The 17,917-nt window shown below is 65.5% G+C and carries 18 protein-coding genes; 3 read left to right on the top strand and 15 right to left on the bottom strand.

The features are described from left to right. Nucleotides 1-105: 105 nt before the first annotated feature. From B5F89_RS08425 to B5F89_RS08405, 5 genes are read right to left on the bottom strand one after another with little or no spacing between them, the layout of a single operon-like run. Nucleotides 106-777, bottom strand: a complete 672-nt coding sequence (locus B5F89_RS08425; RefSeq protein WP_087431338.1) for a 4Fe-4S binding protein — start codon at nucleotides 775-777, stop codon at nucleotides 106-108. A 6-nt stretch (nucleotides 778-783) separates the two neighbouring features. Continuing rightward, complete coding sequence (locus tag B5F89_RS08420) at nucleotides 784-1,872, bottom strand: nickel-dependent hydrogenase large subunit (RefSeq protein WP_087431337.1); 1,089 nt, start codon at nucleotides 1,870-1,872, stop codon at nucleotides 784-786. A 2-nt stretch (nucleotides 1,873-1,874) separates the two neighbouring features. Further along, nucleotides 1,875-2,546: an NADH-quinone oxidoreductase subunit C gene (locus tag B5F89_RS08415; RefSeq protein ID WP_087431336.1), complete on the bottom strand. Its 672-nt coding sequence runs from the start codon at nucleotides 2,544-2,546 to the stop codon at nucleotides 1,875-1,877. Nucleotides 2,547-2,557: 11 nt separating this feature from the next. Beyond that, nucleotides 2,558-3,001, bottom strand: coding sequence for an NADH-quinone oxidoreductase subunit NuoB (gene nuoB / locus B5F89_RS08410; protein WP_087431335.1), 444 nt, complete (start codon nucleotides 2,999-3,001; stop codon nucleotides 2,558-2,560). Nucleotides 3,002-3,013: 12 nt separating this feature from the next. Continuing rightward, nucleotides 3,014-5,878: a proton-conducting transporter membrane subunit gene (locus B5F89_RS08405; RefSeq protein ID WP_087431334.1), complete on the bottom strand. Its 2,865-nt coding sequence runs from the start codon at nucleotides 5,876-5,878 to the stop codon at nucleotides 3,014-3,016. 252 nt (nucleotides 5,879-6,130) lie between these two features. Between B5F89_RS08405 and B5F89_RS08400 the strand changes: the two genes are divergently transcribed. The 3 genes from B5F89_RS08400 to B5F89_RS08390 all read left to right on the top strand — a co-directional run bounded on the left by B5F89_RS08400 (nucleotide 6,131) and on the right by B5F89_RS08390 (nucleotide 8,527). Beyond that, nucleotides 6,131-7,009, top strand: a complete 879-nt coding sequence (locus B5F89_RS08400) for a transporter substrate-binding domain-containing protein (protein ID WP_087431333.1) — start codon at nucleotides 6,131-6,133, stop codon at nucleotides 7,007-7,009. A 107-nt stretch (nucleotides 7,010-7,116) separates the two neighbouring features. Further along, nucleotides 7,117-7,770, top strand: coding sequence for an amino acid ABC transporter permease (locus B5F89_RS08395; RefSeq protein ID WP_087431332.1), 654 nt, complete (start codon nucleotides 7,117-7,119; stop codon nucleotides 7,768-7,770). After that, entirely contained in the window at nucleotides 7,763-8,527 is a 765-nt protein-coding gene (locus tag B5F89_RS08390; RefSeq protein ID WP_275532098.1) for an amino acid ABC transporter ATP-binding protein, read from the top strand. Before B5F89_RS08395 ends, B5F89_RS08390 begins: the two co-directional genes overlap by 8 nt. Here the strand turns inward: B5F89_RS08390 and B5F89_RS08385 are convergent. The 10 genes from B5F89_RS08385 to accC all read right to left on the bottom strand — a co-directional run bounded on the left by B5F89_RS08385 (nucleotide 8,524) and on the right by accC (nucleotide 17,909). Continuing rightward, nucleotides 8,524-8,973 carry a winged helix DNA-binding protein gene (locus tag B5F89_RS08385; RefSeq protein ID WP_087431330.1) on the bottom strand — a complete coding sequence of 150 codons (450 nt, stop codon included), beginning with the start codon at nucleotides 8,971-8,973 and terminating at the stop codon, nucleotides 8,524-8,526. The genes B5F89_RS08390 and B5F89_RS08385 overlap by 4 nt on opposite strands. Before the next feature lie 26 nt (nucleotides 8,974-8,999). Next, nucleotides 9,000-9,485, bottom strand: a complete 486-nt coding sequence (gene fabZ / locus B5F89_RS08380; protein WP_087431329.1) for a 3-hydroxyacyl-ACP dehydratase FabZ — start codon at nucleotides 9,483-9,485, stop codon at nucleotides 9,000-9,002. Between the two features lie 3 nt (nucleotides 9,486-9,488). After that, a complete protein-coding gene (fabF, locus tag B5F89_RS08375) occupies nucleotides 9,489-10,739 on the bottom strand; it encodes a beta-ketoacyl-ACP synthase II (protein ID WP_087431328.1) in 1,251 nt (416 codons plus the stop codon). 157 nt (nucleotides 10,740-10,896) lie between these two features. After that, nucleotides 10,897-11,652: a 3-oxoacyl-[acyl-carrier-protein] reductase gene (gene fabG, locus B5F89_RS08370; protein WP_087431327.1), complete on the bottom strand. Its 756-nt coding sequence runs from the start codon at nucleotides 11,650-11,652 to the stop codon at nucleotides 10,897-10,899. Nucleotides 11,653-11,712: 60 nt separating this feature from the next. After that, nucleotides 11,713-12,678, bottom strand: coding sequence for an ACP S-malonyltransferase (locus B5F89_RS08365; protein ID WP_087431326.1), 966 nt, complete (start codon nucleotides 12,676-12,678; stop codon nucleotides 11,713-11,715). A gap of 5 nt (nucleotides 12,679-12,683) precedes the next feature. After that, nucleotides 12,684-13,616 carry a nitronate monooxygenase gene (locus B5F89_RS08360; protein WP_087431325.1) on the bottom strand — a complete coding sequence of 311 codons (933 nt, stop codon included), beginning with the start codon at nucleotides 13,614-13,616 and terminating at the stop codon, nucleotides 12,684-12,686. 130 nt (nucleotides 13,617-13,746) lie between these two features. Then, nucleotides 13,747-14,718: a beta-ketoacyl-ACP synthase III gene (locus B5F89_RS08355; RefSeq protein ID WP_087431324.1), complete on the bottom strand. Its 972-nt coding sequence runs from the start codon at nucleotides 14,716-14,718 to the stop codon at nucleotides 13,747-13,749. Continuing rightward, a complete protein-coding gene (locus B5F89_RS08350; RefSeq protein WP_204230654.1) occupies nucleotides 14,715-15,629 on the bottom strand; it encodes an acetyl-CoA carboxylase carboxyltransferase subunit alpha in 915 nt (304 codons plus the stop codon). Before B5F89_RS08350 ends, B5F89_RS08355 begins: the two co-directional genes overlap by 4 nt. Continuing rightward, a complete protein-coding gene (gene accD / locus B5F89_RS08345) occupies nucleotides 15,619-16,485 on the bottom strand; it encodes an acetyl-CoA carboxylase, carboxyltransferase subunit beta (RefSeq protein ID WP_087431322.1) in 867 nt (288 codons plus the stop codon). The genes B5F89_RS08350 and accD overlap by 11 nt, the downstream gene beginning before the upstream one ends. Continuing rightward, nucleotides 16,485-17,909: an acetyl-CoA carboxylase biotin carboxylase subunit gene (gene accC, locus B5F89_RS08340; RefSeq protein ID WP_087431321.1), complete on the bottom strand. Its 1,425-nt coding sequence runs from the start codon at nucleotides 17,907-17,909 to the stop codon at nucleotides 16,485-16,487. Before accC ends, accD begins: the two co-directional genes overlap by 1 nt. Nucleotides 17,910-17,917: the final 8 nt, after the last annotated feature.

The following is a 17,917-nucleotide window of genomic DNA, read 5'->3' as shown; positions in this document are numbered from 1 at the left end:
ATCTCCGTGCTATGTAACCAACTGTGCATCTAGAAGACAAAGGCGCGCCGCCGGCTTCGTACCGGCGGCGCGCCTCACAAGCGTTCTATCGCAGAACAGCCAAAGCTACTCGGCGTCCTTCTTGGCGCGAGCCTCGAGGGCGGCGCGCACCTTGGCGGCCTTCTCGGGGTCCATGGCAGCGAGCTTGGCCTCCATCTTGGCCTTGCGCTCGGCCTCCGCCGGATCCACGTCGGCGGCAGGAGCCTCAGCGGGCTTCTCCGCCTCAGCGGGAGCCTTGCCGGCCTCAGCAGCCTTCGCGGCCTTCTTGGCAGCGGCGGCCTTCTTGGCTGCCTCAACGCGAGCCTGCTGCTCGGGGGTGAGCTCCTTCTTGGGCTTCGCGGCGGCAGCGGCACCGGCGGCGGCGCCAGCCTTGGCAGCGGGCTTTGCCGGCATGTCCTTGTGAAGCGTAATGGTCGAGAGCTCCTCGGCGGGCTCCGTCGGCCAGAGGCCCATCGTCAGGCAGTTCTTGGGGCACTCATGCGTGCAGCTCGCGCAGGCGATGCACATATACGGGTCGAGCACCCAATCGCCGGCCTTGCGGTCGACCGTGATGGCGCCCACCGGGCAGGCGCGCTGACACATGCCGCAGAGGATGCAGGCGTCGATATCGTTCTCAAGATGTCCGCGCATGCTCGGGAAGAGGTTCTCGATGTCGCGCTTCTCATAGGGGTAACGCACCGTCACCGGTTTGTGGAACAGCGAGCGGAGCGTCATCTTGCCCAGTTTGAAAGTTCCCATGCCGGCCTACCTTTCCGTGCAGCTGATGCACGGGTCGATCGTAAGGATGATCATCGGGACGTCAGCAAGGTCGACGCCCTGCAGCGCCTTCACCAGGCCGCCCAGGTTCTGCGAGGTGGGCGTGCGCAGGCGGAAGCGGTCGAGGTACTTGGTGCCGTTGCCGCGGACGTAGTAGAACGCCTCGCCGCGCGGCTGCTCGATGAGCACGTGGCTCTGGCCCTCGGGGACGACCTTGGCCTTGGACTTCTGACCAATACCATCGTGCGGGATCTTGGAGACGAGCTCCTTGATGATGTCGATGGACTGGATGACCTCCTCGGCGCGGACCTTGCAGCGCGCGTAGCAGTCGCACTCGGTGGAGATGATGGGCTCGAAGTGGTCGAGGTCGCCGTAGGCGCCGTAACCGGTCGAACGGATATCGTGCTCGATGCCGGAACCCTTGGCAAAGGGGCCAACCATCGAGAGCTCCATGGCGTCCTCAAAGCTGATGACGCCCACGCCGCACAGACGGCTCTTGACCGAGACGTCGTTCATCATGGTGTCCATGATCTCGAGGTAATCGCGCTTGATGCTGTCAAGCTTGTCGCAGATGGCCTTGAGGTCGGCGTCGTCGATATCGTGCGCCAGGCCGCCCACCACGAGGATGGAGAGGATGATGCGGCCGCCGCAAGTGCGCTGGAAGATGTCGAGAATGGTCTCGCGCAGGCGCCAGCAGTGGTTGAAGAGCGCCTCGAAGCCAAAGGCGTCGGCAAGAAGGCCGAGCCACAGCAGGTGCGAGTGCAGGCGCGTGAGCTCCTCCAGGATGTCGCGGATGTAGACGACGCGGCGCGGGACCTCGATGCCGAGGAGCTTCTCGGTGGCGCTCACGTAGCCGTAGCCGTGACCGTGGCTGCAGATGCCGCAGGTACGCTCGGCAACGTAGACAAACTGGTTGTAGTCACGCTTCTGCGTGAGCTTCTCGAGGCCGCGGTGGATGAAGCCGATCTGGGGGATGGCCTCAACGACCTTCTCATCCTCGACAACGAGGTCGAGGTGAATGGGCTCCGGCAGCACGGGGTGCTGCGGGCCAAACGGAATGACGGAACGGGTTGCCATGCTTACTCACCATCCTTTTGCGCGGCCTTGGCAGCAAGCGCGGCGCGAACCTTAGCGGCTTTCTCGGGGTCCATGGCGGCGAGCTTCGCCTCCATCTTGGCGGCGCGCTCGGCCTCCTTGGCAGCAGCGTCGCCAGCGGCGGCAGCCGGGTCGGCCTTGTCGGCAACGGCGCCGGCGCTCTTGCCGGCCTCGACGGCAGCGACCTTGGCGTCGGCGGCGGCGTCGGCCTCGGCAGCCTGCTTCTCCTCCGCGGCCTTGCGGGCCTTGGCGGCAGCGGCGGCGCGCTGCTTGGCGAGCTTGTCGCGCTCGGCCTTCATCTCGGGCGTGATGATCGTCATAGGAGCCTCTTCGGCGACGTTGAAGAAGTTGCCGCCAAAGTCGAGCTTCATGTTGGTGAAGTGCACGCCAAACAGGTCGTGCGTCTCGTTCTCGTAGCTAAACGCCGCGAAGTAGAGCTCCTGGATCGAGGGAACCTCGCTCTTCTCGTCGATACCGTAAACGCAGAGGTTGTAGGCGTTGTCGACCGTCTCGTCGTAGAACGTGTACAGCAGGTCGATGCCGGCCTCGGTGGTCTCGGCGCACATCTGGACAAAGCGGAAGCCCTGATGCTTGAGCGTCTGCACGCGATAGAGCAGCTCGCCCAGCGGGACGTCAACGAACTCGGTGGTATACATCCGCGCCCTCCTTAACGGTTCTTCTCGGAGGCGCCCATCTTGGCGGCCTTCTCGTCGAGGATCTTCACGGCCTTGAGCACCGCGTCGATGATGGTCTCGGGACGCACGGCGCAGCCGGGGGCGTACACGTCGACCGGGATCGCCTTGTCGGCGCCGCCGATGACGTTGTAGGCCTCCTTAAAGACGCCGCCCGTGCAGGCGCAGATGCCGCAGGCCACAACGACCTTGGGCTCGAGCATCTGCTCGTAGATGTGCTTCACCACGTTGACGTTCTGGTGGTTGATGGCGCCCGTGATGAGGAAGATGTCGGCATGCTTGGGGTTGCCCGTGTTGATGATGCCAAAGCGCTCCACGTCGTAAAGCGGCATCATCGAGTCGAGCACCTCGATGTCGCATCCGTTGCAGCTCGACCCATCGTAATGGATGAGCCACGGTGACTTAGATGAATAGCTCATAGCTGCGCTCCCTTAGATGAACGGGGTGATGAGGACGTAGAACAGGTTCACGACGCCCACCACGAGCGCCACGAGCCACGCGCCGGACAGGCAGTTCTGCCACTTCATACGCGCGAAGTTGTTGTCGATGAAGACCTCGAAGAACCACGCTGCGAGCGCCGCCACAATGGCGATCACGATCGAGATGGGGTTGTCCCAGACAAAGAACATGCCGACCCACATGAGGAAGAGCACGCTCTCGCACCAGTGCATGATCTCGACCTTAGCGAGGGTGCGACCGGTCATCTCGGTGGTGACGCCCTTGACGATCTCCTGGTGCGCATGGTGGCTGTAGGAGAGGTCAAACGGCGACTTGCGGAGCTTAATGGTCAAGATGAACATCAGGCCAAGGAAGATCGGGAGCAGCGGGATGATGATGGGCGACTCGATCTGGAAGAGGCGCGCCACATCGAAGGACTGCGTTGCGGTGAAGAAGCCCACCGTCATGATCATGAGCATCGGCTCGTAGGACATAACCTGCAGGCACTCACGGTCGGCGCCGGTGTCGGCGTAGGGGCTGCGCGCCGAGTAGGCGGCAATGACCATAAAGAGCGTGGCGAGCGTCACGAGGAAGACGCACAAAAGCAGGTTCGAACCGGAGATGAACATGCCGCCCGCGAGGATGGCAAAGATGAGTGCGCAGGTGACGTAGGCCTCGTCGACCGCGTTCACGCTCGCGTCCTCCTTACCGAGGAGCTTGCGCACGTCATAGTAGGGCTGGAGGATGCGCGGACCAACGCGACCCTGCATGTGGGCAGAGATCTTGCGGTCGCAACCATCGAGCAGGCAGCCCAGGACGGGGGCGACGACGGCAAAGACCACGACGCCGATGAGGATGCCGATGAGGTTGGGGCCAACGAGCAGCACCGTACGCTCCACAAAGAACGAGCCGCCCACAAGGAAGGGCACGGAAAGGATGAAGCACGCGGCGAAGGCCATGATGATGATGCTCGTGCAGAGAATCACGCCGAGCGGGGTCAGGCGGGACTCCGGGAAGACATCAGCCATGTACCAGTTGCGCTTGGACGAAGTCATGGTGCGGCCCATGGAGCCGTGATACTGGCGACCATCGGGGTCGGTGCAGGTGCCGCCGAGGTAGACCGCAACGCGGCGCTTGTCGGTGGCGCGGCCCCACGGGGTCAGAAGCACGATGGCGATGAAGACCACGATAGCGGCCATGATGAGCAGGTTGTCAACGCCAATGAGCTGCGGCACCACCTGGTACACGCCCTCGAGGTACGGGCCGACGACGACCTGGGAGATAACCGGGAGCAGCACGCAGCAGGCGAGCAGCAGCACGGAGATGAAGCCGATGGCGGCCCACTCGCTCTTGTGCACGCCGCCCTCGACGTTCTCGGCCTTCTGCGCCACGCCGGCGAGCTTGCCGAGCCACTTGGCCCAGAAGAAGAAGGTCGCGGCGGAGCCAAAGGCGAGCAGGATCAGGAACAGGATGTTGCCGGTCTCGGCGAAGGAGACGAGCGTTGCCCACTTGGAGATGAGCATGCCGAAGGGCGCCACGAACATGCCCATGATGCCGAGCATCATGAAGCGCGTGAGGCGCGGCAGGCGGCTGAAGAGGCCGTCCATATCCTCGATGTTACGGCTGCCGATGCGGTGCTCGACCGTACCGACGCACAGGAACAGAACGGACTTGGAAACGGTGTGGAAGATGATGAGGAAGATGGCCGCCCAGACCGCCTCGGCGGTACCCACGCCCGCGCAGGCGGAGATGAGGCCGAGGTTGGCGATCGTGGAGTAGGCGAGCACGCGCTTGGCGTTGCTCTGGGTGATGGCCATGAACGAGCAGAGCGCGAAGGTGACGCCACCGATGGACACGACCATAGCGGACGCGGCCGGGTAGACGAGGTACAGCGGCGCGAGCTTCACCAGAAGGAAGACGCCTGCCTTGACCATCGTCGAGGAGTGGAGCAGAGCCGAGGTGGGCGTGGGCGCCACCATGGCGCCGAGCAGCCAGCTGTGGAACGGCATCTGCGCGGCCTTGGTGAGGCCGGCGATGGAGAGCAGCATGATGGGCAGCACGAGGGTCGGCGAGAGGTAGGAGTTCGCGACCGTGGTGAGCGAGGCGAGCGACAGCGGCAGACCCCAGATCTGGATGATGAGGAGCGCCACGAGGAACGCGATGCCGCCAATCATGTTCAAGATAATCTGACGGAAGGAGTTCTTGATGGCCTCGGGCGTGCGGGTGTAGCCGATCATGAGGAAGGAGCACACCGTGGTGATCTCCCAGCCCGTGAACATCCACTCGAGGTTATCGGAGAGGACGATGACAAACATCGCCGAGAGGAACAGGAACATGAGGGCCGCGAAGAAATGGCGGCGGTCAGGAGCACCTGCCGGCTCATGATGCTGGAAGTCCTTCATGTAGCCCAGCGCATACACGCAGATGGCGCTGCCGACGAGGCCGACGATAAGCACCATGATGACCGAAAGCTGGTCAAAGTAGATGGGCGTGGTGAGCATGTGCTCGGCGCCGTGCGGAAGCGTAAGGTTGGCGAAGTAGATGACGCCGACCGTCTGCACGAGGCCGATAACAAGCGCGAGCTTGTTCTTATAGCGGATCGAGAACCAGAGGATCACCGCGCAGAGCACGATGTCGACCGCCGTCATCACAAGCGTGATGATGAAGCTCGTCTCCTGCGGGAGCTCGTACACGGTGTAACCGCCGAGCAGGTGCTGGAATGCGAAGATCGCGGACGCAACGCCCGTGATGCCCGCAGCCGCGATGGTGATGACAGCGCGCTGGCTCTCGCTCCTAAAGAGCATGAGCGCAACCGCGGCCACCAGAGGTGCGGCGACGAGAAATGCGATGAGACCCATAGCTTTTCCCCTCTTGACCTGAGATTCGAGCGCCTCTGCGCTCGAGCCAATATCCGCATTATTGTAACGGATATGCACACACACTTCGCCCACAAATGGCTGCTTCCGGGCGAGGGAGAGCCCCACGACGGACGCGCGCCTTCCTGTTAACAACCGATAGACAGGTATTGCACTTTAGTTTGGTAAAGAGTATGCTGCTGTCGTTTCGTAATTCACTTTAGTTTAGTAAAGTACTTTCTGGAAGGATAGCTCATGAAGACCATCTCCGCCCTCTCCCTCGACCGTCGCGCGTTCCTCGGCCTTAGCGCCGCCGCCCTGGGGTCCGTCGCCTTCCTCGCCGGCTGCTCCACGGGCGGCACGGCAACAGGCTCTGCCGGCGCCGGGTCCGCGCCGGCCTCTAGCGACGACACGAGCGCCGTTGCCACCGGTACGCTGATCGTTGGCTTTGACCAGTCCTATCCGCCCTACGGCTTTGTGGGCGACGACGGCGAGTACACCGGCTTTGATCTCGACCTCGCCCAGGCCGTTGCCGACCGCGAGGGCTGGGACGTCCAGCTCGAGGCCATCGACTGGGACGCCAAGGACGCCCTCTTGGGCTCTGGTGCCATCAACTGCATCTGGAACGGCTTCACGATGGAGGGGCGTGAGGACGGCTACACGTTCTCCGAGCCCTACATGCTAAACGGCCAGGTCGTGGTCGTGCGCGCCGACAGCGGCATCGCGAGCCTCGACGACCTTGCCGGCAAGGCCGTCATCACCCAGGTTGACTCCGCCGCACTCGACGTGCTCGAGGGCGACCAGGCGAGCCTTACCGCAACCTTTGCCTCGCTCGAGACCATAGGCGAGTACAACACCGCGTTTATGCAGCTCGAGAGCGGTGCGGTCGACGCGGTGGCGTGCGACCTCTCCATCGCCGAGTACCAGATGGCCGCCAACGAGGGCGCCTACACCCAGCTGCCCGAGATGCTTTCTGAGGAGCACTACGCCGTCGGCTTCAAGAAGGGCGACGACGCCACCGCCGAGGCCGTCAACGAGGCGCTGCGTGCGCTCGTTGAGGACGGCACGGCGCAGGAGCTCTGCGACAAGTACGCCGAGTACGGCATCTCCTTTGAGAACTGGGTCCTCGAGTAGACCCTCCCCTACCGGGCACGATACACTCATTCCTTGCGGCGCCCGCCCAACCGGCATGGGCGCCGCTCAGCGCAAATCCGCGTCTTGCTGCATCCGAAAGGCCGCGTATGTCCTTCTCCGTCATGCTGACGATGCTCACCGAGGGCTTCCTCGTGAGCCTCCAGATATTTCTCTTCACGCTTCTCGGCGCTGTGCCGCTCGGCGTGGCCGTGGCGCTTGCGCGCATGAGCCGCATCGCGCCCGTGCGCTGGATTGTGCGCGTCTACATCTCCATCATGCGCGGCACGCCCCTTATGCTCCAGATGTTTGCCATCTACTTCGCACCGTACTATGTCTTTGGCATCCAGCTCACACCTGACTCCAAGTGGCAAGCGACCATTGTTGCATTCATCGTCAACTACGCCGCTTATTTTGCCGAAATCTACCGCTCCGGTCTGCAGTCGATTCCGCGCGGCCAGATCGAGGCAGCCGAGGTGCTTGGCTACGCCCGCGCGCAGACCTTCTGCTATATCGTGCTTCCGCAGGTGGTAAAGCGCATTCTCCCCGCCATGGGCAACGAGATCATCACGCTCGTGAAAGACACCTCGCTTGCCTTCTCCATCGGCGTGGCCGAGATGTTCTCCACCGCCAAGGCGCTCGTCGCCTCGCAGGTGAGCATGGTGCCCTTTGCCATCGCCGCCGCGTTCTACTGGGTATTCAACTTCCTCGTCGAGATCGTGCTCGGCGCGGTCGAGAAGAGGCTGGATTACTACCATGACTGAGTACGTAATGTCGCTTGCCGGCGCCCGCAAGGCGTTTGGCGCAAACGAGGTCCTGCGCGGCGTCACCCTCGAGGTGAGCCCGGGCGAGGTCGTGGCCATCATCGGCCCCTCCGGCGGCGGCAAGTCAACGCTTTTGCGCTGCGCCACCCTGCTTGAGACCCTCGACGGCGGCAGCCTCGCCTTTGGCGACCTCACGGTGGCGCACGACGAGGCGGGGCGCACGGTATATGCCAAAGGCGACGCCCTCAAGGCAGCGCGCAGCCGCTTTGGCCTCGTGTTCCAGAACTACAACCTCTTCCCGCACCGCACGGTCCTGCAAAACATCGCCGATGCCCCGCGCCGCGTGCAGAAGCGCGATCGTGCGGAGGCCGAGCGCGAGGCGCGCGAGCTCATTGCCAAGATGGGGCTTGCCGGCTGCGAGGACAAGGTGCCCTGCCAGCTCTCCGGCGGCCAGCAGCAGCGCGTGAGCATCGCGCGCGCCCTCGCCCTCCACCCCGAGGTCCTCTTCTTTGACGAGCCCACGAGCGCCCTTGACCCCGAGCTCACCGCCGAGGTGCTGCGCGTCATCAAAAGCCTTGCCGCCGAGCACATGACGATGGTCATCGTGACGCACGAGATGTCGTTTGCCCGCGAGGTGGCCGACCGAGTCGTCTTTCTCGACGGCGGCCAGATTGTAGAAGAAGGCCCCGCCGAGCAGGTCATCGACCGCCCGCGCGAGGCCCGTACCAAGGCATTTCTCTCCCGACTCGCCGATTAAACGGAATGCTGCGGCGTCACCTCGGGCATGAGCTCCTCGGACATGACGGTGAGCATCTCCTCGAGCTTAGCGAGGTCCTCGGGCGAGAAGCGCTCCTTGATGCGCTCGATCACCTCGTGCACGTACGAGGCGCTCACGTTGTAGTAGTCGAGGTACTTCTGCGTGGGGCGCAGGTGGTACTCGCGCCCGTCGAGCTCTGACTGCACCTTCTCGACGTAGCCCTTGCGGATGAGGCTGCCGATCTTGTAGGCGGCGTTTGATGAGGATATGCGCATGAAGTCCGCAAACTCATGGATCGTCGGCGCACCGAGCGCGTAGATGGCCTCCATGGCAAAGGACTCGACCGTGGTGAGACTCGCCTCGCGATTCTGGAAACGCGCAAACGTCTCACGGTAGAAATGCAATTTGAACTTGCTGTACACCTCGTTGAACCGATCTTCGAGCATATAACCCCCTAGGTGCGCGGTCGCGCCTAGCGTACACCCTCACCGGAGCCCAGCGCGAGCGTGAGCTCGGCCGTGGCCGCGACCTTGCCGTCGACGCGTGCCTCGGCGTCGATAAAGGCAAAGGCGCCGCGGGTGCGGGTCACGCGCGCCTCGAGCTCGAGCACGTCGCCCGGGCGCACCTGCTGCTTAAAGCGAGCGTCCTTAATCTGGGCAAAGAAGCCGAGCTTACCGGTGTTCTCGGGAAGCGAGAGCATGGCCACGGCTGCCGTCTGGGCGAGGGCCTCGACGATGAGCACGCCAGGAAGCACGTGGTAGCTCGGGAAGTGGCCGCAAAACACCGGGCTCGAGGTGCTCACGCAGAGACGCCCCCGTGCCCATACGCCCGCCTCGCCATCGGTGATGCGGTCGACAAGCGCAAAGGGATAGCGGTGCGGCAGGATCTGGGCGATCTGGTTGGAGTCGAGCACAAGGTGCTGTGCGCTCGCCTCGGTAGCAACAGCGTTATCAGCCATGGGTTAGCCCTCCCATTTCTTGAGGAGCAGGCACGCGTTGTGCCCGCCAAAGCCGAGCGAGTTGGAAAGCGCGTAGGCAATGTCCGCCGCGCGGCCCTCGCCAGGAACGTAATCGAGGTCGCAGTCAGGGTCGGCCTCGGCGTAGCCGATGGTGGCGGGCAGGTACTGGTCGCGAAGGGCGAGCGCCGTAAAGATCGCCTCGACCGCACCTGCGGCACCGAGCATGTGACCTGTCATGGACTTGGTGGACGACACGGCAAGCTCGTAGGCGTGGTCGCCAAAGACGGTCTTGATGGCTGCGGTCTCGCTACGGTCGTTCAAGGGCGTCGAGGTGCCGTGGGCGTTGATGTAGCCCACTGCCTCGGGCGCGACGTGGCCCGCATCCTCAAGCGCCTGCGCCATAGCACGGGCACCGCCCTCGCCACCGGGAGCGGGCGCGGTGATGTGGTGCGCGTCGCAGGTGACGCCGTAGCCCACAACCTCGGCAATGATCTGGGCACCGCGAGCGCGGGCGTGCTCGAGCTCCTCGAGCACGAGCATGCCGGCACCCTCGCCCATCACAAAGCCCGAACGGCGCGCGTCAAAGGGGATGGACGCCGCAGCGGGGTCGTCGCCCGTGTGGAGGGCGCGCATGGTGGTGAAACCGCCGATGGAAAGCGGGGTGATGGCCGCCTCGGAACCGCCGGCGAGCATGACCTCGGCATAGCCATCACGGATGTGGCGGAAGGCATCGCCCACCGCGTTGGAGCCGCCGGCGCAGGCGGTCACCGGACAGGTGCACATGCCCTTGAAGCCCATCTCGATGGCAACCTCGCCGGCCGCCATGTTGGAGATGCCGGAGGGGATGTAGAAGGGCGAGCAGCGGTCGAAGCCGCGTTTCAAGCAGCTCGTCTGCTGGTTCTCGGTCTCTTCGACGCCACCGATACCGGAGGACACGATCACACCGGCGCGTGTAGCGTCGATAGCGTCGGTGTTAAGGGCGGCCTGGGCCACGGCCTCGCGGGCGGCGATAAGGGCAAACTGGGTGAAGCGCGCGAGGTGCTTGGCGCGCTGCTTGCCCAGAAGCTCGGCGGCATCCCAATCCTTCACCTCGGCGGCGAGCGTCACCTTGCGGTCGGTGGGATCGTAGCGGGTGATGCGGCCGATGCCGCAGGTGCCGGCGCGAACGGCGTCCCAGCTCTCGGCAACGGTGTGACCGATGGGGGTCACCGCGCCCATGCCGGTGATGACCACGCGGCGCTTCTCTGTGCTCATGGATGGCTCCTTTCGGGAGAGGTCAATAAAAATCGAAAGCCTTCGACAAACCTCCGGGCGCCTCGGGTGCGCCGGATCGCCACGAAAGCGGAGGGCATAGGCCCGAGGGCCATGCCCGAACGCTTGAGCGGCGAGGCGGCGTGCCCGAGTCGTCCGGCTACATGGACATGCCGCCGTCGATGGCTATAACTTGCCCCGTAATGTAGGCGGACTCGTCGGAGACGAGGAACGCGACAGCATGCGCCACGTCCTCGGGCTCGCCGAGGTGGCCCGCCGGAATCTGGGCGAGCGTTGCGGTGCGCGCGGCCTCGGACATAGCGTCGGTCATGTCGGTTGCAATGAAGCCGGGGGCGACCGCGTTCACACGGATGCCGACAGCGGCGACCTCGCGGGCGATGGACTTGGTCATGCCAATAAGGCCTGCCTTGCTAGCGGCGTAGTTGGCCTGGCCGGCGTTGCCGCGCAGGCCCACGACCGAGCTCAGGTTGACGATGGCACCGGCGCGGGTGCGCATCATCGGGCGCAGGACCGCCTTGGTCATAAGGAATGCGCCCGTGAGGTTAGTGGCGATGACGGCCTCAAAATCCTCGGCGCTCATGCGCGCGGCGAGCTTGTCGCGCGTGATGCCGGCATTGTTGACGAGGATATCCACCCCGCCGAGCTCCTTGGCCGCATCCACCAAGGTGCCCGCCGCCTCCGGGTCGGTCGCGTTGGCCTGGATAGCGCGGACCTCGACGCCGAACGCCGCAACATCTGCGCGGGTCTTCTCTGCCGCGGCGGCGTTGCCCGCGTAGCTAAAGACGATGTTTGCCCCGCGCGCTGCAAGCTCGAGTGCGACGGCACGGCCGATACCGCGGCTGCCGCCGGTGATGATGGCGCACCTACCGGCGAGGTTCTTGGGATAGTCCTGCATGGCGATCCTTTCTTGCGCGGGGCCGGCAAGCCGCCCCGCCCCTTTAGTCACCGTTGATTACTACGCGAGGGCCTCGACGTCTGCCACCGTCTCAACAGGCGTGCAGGTAATGCCGGGCTCCGTCTTGCGCACAAGGCCCGAGAGCACCTTGCCCGGACCGATCTCGATCACGCGGTCGACGCCGAGCTCGGCCAGGCGATGAATCGTCTCCTCCATACGCACGGCGCTTTGCACCTGGCGGACAAGGAGGCCGGGCACAACCTCGGCCGTGTTGCCGGTAAGTGATGCGGCGTCGAGCTCGGCCTCGCCCATCTCGCGCCCAAGGGTGTTAAAGAGCACCGGCACGCGCATGGCGCCAAAGCTCTCGGTCACAAAGCGCTCACGGAGCGCCTCGCCCGCAGGAGCCAGAAGCGAGGTGTGGAAGGGGCCGGAGACCTTGAGCGGGATGCAGCGGCGCGCACCCGCCTCCTTGGCGCGTGCCGCGGCGTCGGCCACAGGCGCGGCGTCACCGGCAATGACCGTCTGACCAGGGCAGTTGTAGTTGGAGACTTCAACGACCTCGCCCGCGGCAGCCGCTGCCTGGGCCGCCTCGACCGCCTGCTCCACCTGGGCGCGGTCCGCACCCAAGATGGAGATCATCGCGGTGTCGCGCCCCGCGGCGGCGTCGGCCATCGCGCGCCCGCGGAACGCCGCAAGCGCCACGGCCTGGGCCGGCTCGAACACGCCCGCGTAAGCGAGGGCGGAGTACTCGCCCAGCGAAAGGCCGGCGGCAAAGTCGGCCTCGATGCCGCGCTCCGCCAGCACCGCCGCCACGCCGCAGGCAAAGGCGACCATCGCCGGTTGGGTGTAGGCGGTATCGGAGATCTTGCCCTCGGGATCCTCAAACATAAGGGTCTTGAGGTCAAAGTCGACGGCCTCGTCCGCCGCGTCAATCACGCGGGCAAACGTCGGGTAGGCCTCGTACAGGTCGCGGCCCATGCCCGCATGCTGCGAGCCCTGGCCGGCAAAGAGAAATGCGCACGCCATGACGTTTACGCCTCCAATCCGGCAATGACCGAGCGGCAGCCGGCCATCATGTCCTCCAGAATGGCGCGGACGGGCCGCACCTCGTGCACCATGCCCGCCACCTGGCCGCACATAAAGCTGCCGGTGTCCACGTCGCCGTCAAACACCGCGCGGCGGAGGCTGCCGAGGGTGAGGGCCTCGAGCTCATCGCGCTTGGTGTCGGTGCGCTCGAGCTCCAGATACTTCTTGGTCATCTTGTTCTTGAGGCAACGCACGGGGGCACCCGCCGGACGGCCCGTGACCACGGTGTCGTTCACGCCCGCAGAGACGACCTTCTCCTTATAGTTCTGGTGGATGGGGCACTCCTCGCTCGCGAGCAGGCACGTGCCAATCTGCACACCGCAGGCGCCGAGCGCAAAGGCAGCCGCCATGCCGCGGCCGTCGGCAATGCCGCCCGCCGCGATGACGGGAAGCCCCGGCACGGCATCGACCACCGCGGGAACGAGCGCCATCGTGGTGGCCTCGCCCACGTGCCCGCCGGACTCGGTACCCTCGGCAATGATGCCGTCGATGGGCAGGCGCGCGAGGCGCTTGGCAAGAATGGGCGCGGCAACCACGGGGAACACCTTGATGCCGGCCGCCTTCCACGCCTCGATGTACTTAGCGGGGTTGCCGGCGCCGGTGGTGATGACCGAGACACCCTCCTCGATAACGACCCGCGCGCACTCGTCGATGTGCGGGTTCATGAGCATGAGGTTCACGCCAAACGGCTTGTCCGTCGCGGCGCGGGCAGCGCGGATCTCTTTGCGCAGGCTCTCGCCGTCGAGGCCGCCGCCGGCCACAAGGCCGAGCGCGCCGGCGTTGGAGCACGCGGCCGCAAACGCGCCGGTGGCGATATTGGCCATGCCTCCCTGGATGATGGGGAACTCGGTCCCCAGAATCTCGTTCAACTTCTTCATAGGTAGTCGCAACCCTTTCTATCGTTTTGCCGCCGCCTGTTTGGGGACGGGGTCGTTTTGCTCATGCCTTGCTGTCACGCTGGGGGCAGGCCGCTTCATGAGCAAAACGACCCCGTCCCCAAATGAGCGTCTATGCGAGCTCGGCCAAGCAGCCCGCCCAGGTGAGGCCGGCGCCAAAGCCTGCGAGCACCACGCGGTCGCCCGGGCCAAGGGCGCCCTCGCGCACGAGCTCATCCAAAAGGATCGGCACGCTCGCCGCGCTCGTGTTGCCCGTATGGTCGATGTTGCCGGCGCACTTGGCGGAGTCGAGCCCGAGCTTTCTCACGGCAACGTCCACGATGCGCTTGTTTGCCTGGTGGAATACGTAACGGTCGACGTCTGCGGCAGAGGCGCCCGCGCGCTCGAGCACCTCCGCGCAGCAGCGCGGCAGCACCTCGGTCGCAAAGCGAAAGACCGCGCGGCCGTCCATGGCGAGATACGACGGACGCACCGCACCCGCCTCGTCGCGCGCGGCGTTCACGCCCGGCGCGGCGAGCGCCTCGCCGTTGCCGCGCGAGCCCCAGACCGCGTGCAGGGAGGGATAGCCCTCCGCGGCCTTAAGCACGCACGCGCCGGCGCCGTCACCAAAGAGCACGCAGGTGGTGCGGTCGGCCATATCCATCACGCGGCTGAGCTCCTCGGCACCCACCACCAGGGCGTAGCGCTTGCCACCGCGGGCAAGCAGGCTCTCTGCCACCGCAAGCGCATAGACAAAGCCCGCGCACGCCGCGTTGACGTCCAGGCAGAAGGTGTCCTCGGCTAGGCCCAGGTCGCGCTGGATGAGGCAGGCCGCAGACGGCGTTGCCGCGCTGGCCGTGAAGGTCGCCACGAGGCACACCCCCACCTCATCGGGCGTGATGCCGGCAGCGTCGAGCGCGCGCTTTGCGGCGTCGCGAGCAAGCGTGTACTGGTTCTCGCCCGAGGCGCACCAGCGGCGCGAGCGAATGCCCGTGCGGGTGGAAATCCACTCGTCGGAGGTATCGACCATCTGCGCCATGTCGTCGTTGGTGACAACACGGCTCGGCAGCGCCGACCCGGTGCCGACAATCTTCACGCCCCTCATGCGCGCCCCCTCTTGACGGCGGCGGCGCCCATAGCGCGGAACTTGCGATAGCGATCCTCGGCCACCGCGGTACGGCTCATCTTGGTCACGCGCGCGAGCTCGCGAGTGAGATAGGTGTCGAGCACCTGGTAGAGCGCCTGCGGGTTCTCGTGCGCGCCGCCCTCGGGCTCGGGCACCACGGCGTCGATCACGCCGAGGGAGAGGAGGTCTGCCGCGGTGAGCTTCATGACCTCGCAAGCCTCGTCCGCGCGGCTCGCGTCCTTCCACAGGATGCTCGCGAAACCCTCGGGCGAGAGCACCGAGTAGACGGCGTTCTCGAGCATGAGCACGCGGTTGCCCACGGCGAGCGCGAGCGCTCCGCCCGAGCCGCCCTCGCCGGTGATGACGGCGATGGTGGGAACGGTGAGTGCGCTCATGAGCTCGATGGTGCGGGCGATGGCCTCACCCTGACCGTGCTCCTCGGCCTCGAGGCCAGGGTAGGCACCAGGCGTGTCAACAAAGGTGATGATGGGGCGGCCGAACTTCTCGGCGGCGCGCATGATGCGCTGCGCCTTGCGGTAGCCCTCGGGCGAGGGCATGCCAAAGTTCATTTCGACGCGCTCCTCAATGTTGGAGCCCTTGCGATGGCCGAGTACCGTGACGGGGACCCCGTGAAAAAGGGCGATGCCGCCCATAATGCTCGGGTCATCGGTGGAGGAGCGGTCGCCCTTCTGCTCGAAGAAGTCGCTAAAGAGGGCCTCCACAATCTCGGCCGTGCCGGGGCGACCGGGGTGGCGCGCCAATGCCACGCGCTCCGCCGCGGTGGGCGCGCCCACCGTGATTGCCGCGCGGGGTGCGCCAGCGCTTGCGGTCGTATCGGCGCTTACGGCCGTGACCTCATGCGTGTTCTCGTTGGTGCTGTTAGCGGACATATTCGGCACCTCCCTTGCCATGAAGCGCAAGCAGGCGGATGAGTGTGCGGCGTATGCGCGCACGCGGAACCACGGCATCGATGAAGCCGTGCTCCATCTGGAACTCGGCGCTCTGGAAGCCGTCGGGGAGCTTCTCGCCAATGGTCTGCTCGATCACGCGCGGGCCGGCAAAGCCCACAAGCGCGCCGGGCTCGGCAAGCATGATGTCACCGAGGCTCGCAAAGCTCGCGGTCACGCCACCCGTGGTGGGATGTGTGAGTACGGAGATGAAGAGGCCGCCGCGCGTGGAAAAGCGCTCAATAGCAGCGGAGGTCTTGGCCATCTGCATAAGCGAGATGATGCCCTCCTGCATGCGCGCGCCACCCGAGGCGGAAAACACGATAAGCGGCAGGTGCTGGCGCGCGGCACGCTCAATCAGACGAGTGAGTTTCTCGCCCACCACGGCACCCATGCTGCCCATGAGAAAGCGCGTGTCGAGCGCGGCCACGGCCACGCGCGCGCCGCCGATCTTGCCCGTCGCGGTGACGAGGGTGTCGGCGAGGTCTGTCTTTTTCTGCAGGTCACGCAGTTTCTCGGGATAGCCGGGGAAGTCGAGCGGGTTTTTGGAGACGAGGTTGCGGTCGAGCTCGCGGAAGCTTCCGTCGTCCAGCACGAGCGCGAGACGCTCGCGCGCGGGCATGGCAAAGTGGAAGCCGCAGTAGGGGCAAACGCGCTGGTTGGCGACGAGTTCCTCTTCAACCAAGGGCCGCCCGCAGCCCGGGCAGGTGCGGCGCTCGGCCTCTACCGCAGGCGCGCCGCCGCGAAGCTTCTTGAGCGCGAGCAGACGGCGCCGGCGCTCGGCAAGGATTCCGGACATCAGGCCTCGCCCTCCTTTGCAGCATCGGTTGCAGCGGCGCCCTCGGCCAGCTCCTCGTCCACGCCCGCGCTCCAAGCAAGAAGCGTTTCGAGGTTGGCGTCGATAAACGACGTGTCGTAGGTGCCGCGCACAAACTGGGGGTGGTACATGATCTGGTGCAAGAGGTCGATGTTGGTAGTGAGGCCGTCGACGATGGTCTCTTCCAGCGCGCGGCGCATCCGGCGGATGGCCTCGAGGCGCGTGGGCGCCCAGACGATGAGCTTGGCGATGAGCGAGTCGTAATACGGCGGCAGCTCACAGCCCGCATAGAGGCCCGAGTCCACGCGCACGCCCGCGCCGCCGGGCAGATGCAAAAAGCCCACGTGCCCGGGCACGGGCAAGAAGTTGCGGGAAGGGTCCTCGGCATTGATGCGGCACTCGATGGCGTGCCCGTGCGGGCGGATATCATCCTGCGTGAAGCTGAGGGTGAGGCCGGCGGCCACGCGGATCTGCTCGCGCACGAGGTCCGTGGCCGTCACAATCTCGGTGATGGGGTGCTCAACCTGAATGCGCGTGTTCATCTCGATGAAGTAGAACGCGCCCGAGGGGTCGAGGACGAACTCGATGGTACCGGCGTTCACGTAGCCGGCGGCGCGGGCTGCGCGCACGGCGGCGGCGCCCATCTCGGCACGGAGCTCGGGCGTGAGCTGGCGCGAGGGGGTCTCCTCGATCATCTTCTGGCCACGGCGCTGGATGGAGCAGTCGCGCTCGCCGAGCTCGACCACGTTGCCGTGGGCGTCTGCCATGATCTGGAACTCGATGTGGTGCGGGTTCAGGACGAGCTTCTCGAGGTACATCTCGTCATCGTTGAAGCACGCGCGCGACTCGGCGCGGGCCTCCTCAAAGAGGTCCTCAAACTGCGCGGGGTCAAAGACGCGGCGCATGCCGCGGCCACCACCGCCCGCCGCGGCCTTGATGAGGACGGGATAGCCAATTTCCTCGGCAATCTTGGCGCCTGTTTTGGCGTCCGGTACGCTGCCGTCGGAGCCGGGGACCACGGGCACGCCTGCGCTCTTCATGAGCTCGCGCGCGGCGGCCTTGTTGCCCATCTGCTCGATGACCTCGGCAGACGGACCGATAAAGGCGATGCCCTCCTCCGCGCAGCGACGCGCGAAGTCGGCGTTCTCGGAAAGGAAGCCGTAGCCGGGATGGATGGCGTCGCAGTGTGCCGCCTTGGCGACGGTGAGGATGGCGTCGACGTTGAGGTAGCTCTCCGCAGAGGGCGCCGGGCCAATGCAGTAGGCGTGCTCGGCGAGCTGCACGTGCAGCGCCTCGCGGTCCGCCTCGGAGTACACCACCACGGGCTCGATATCGAGCTCGCGGCACGCGCGGAAGATGCGGACGGCGATCTCCCCGCGGTTTGCGATCAGAATACGCTTGAACATGGCGGCCC

Source organism: Collinsella sp. An307 (genome assembly GCF_002161805.1).
In the GTDB taxonomy this organism is placed as follows: Bacteria; Actinomycetota; Coriobacteriia; order Coriobacteriales; family Coriobacteriaceae; genus Coprousia.
The sequence above is the reverse complement of the archived record's forward strand: the minus strand, read 5'-3'. Positions and strand labels throughout refer to the sequence as shown.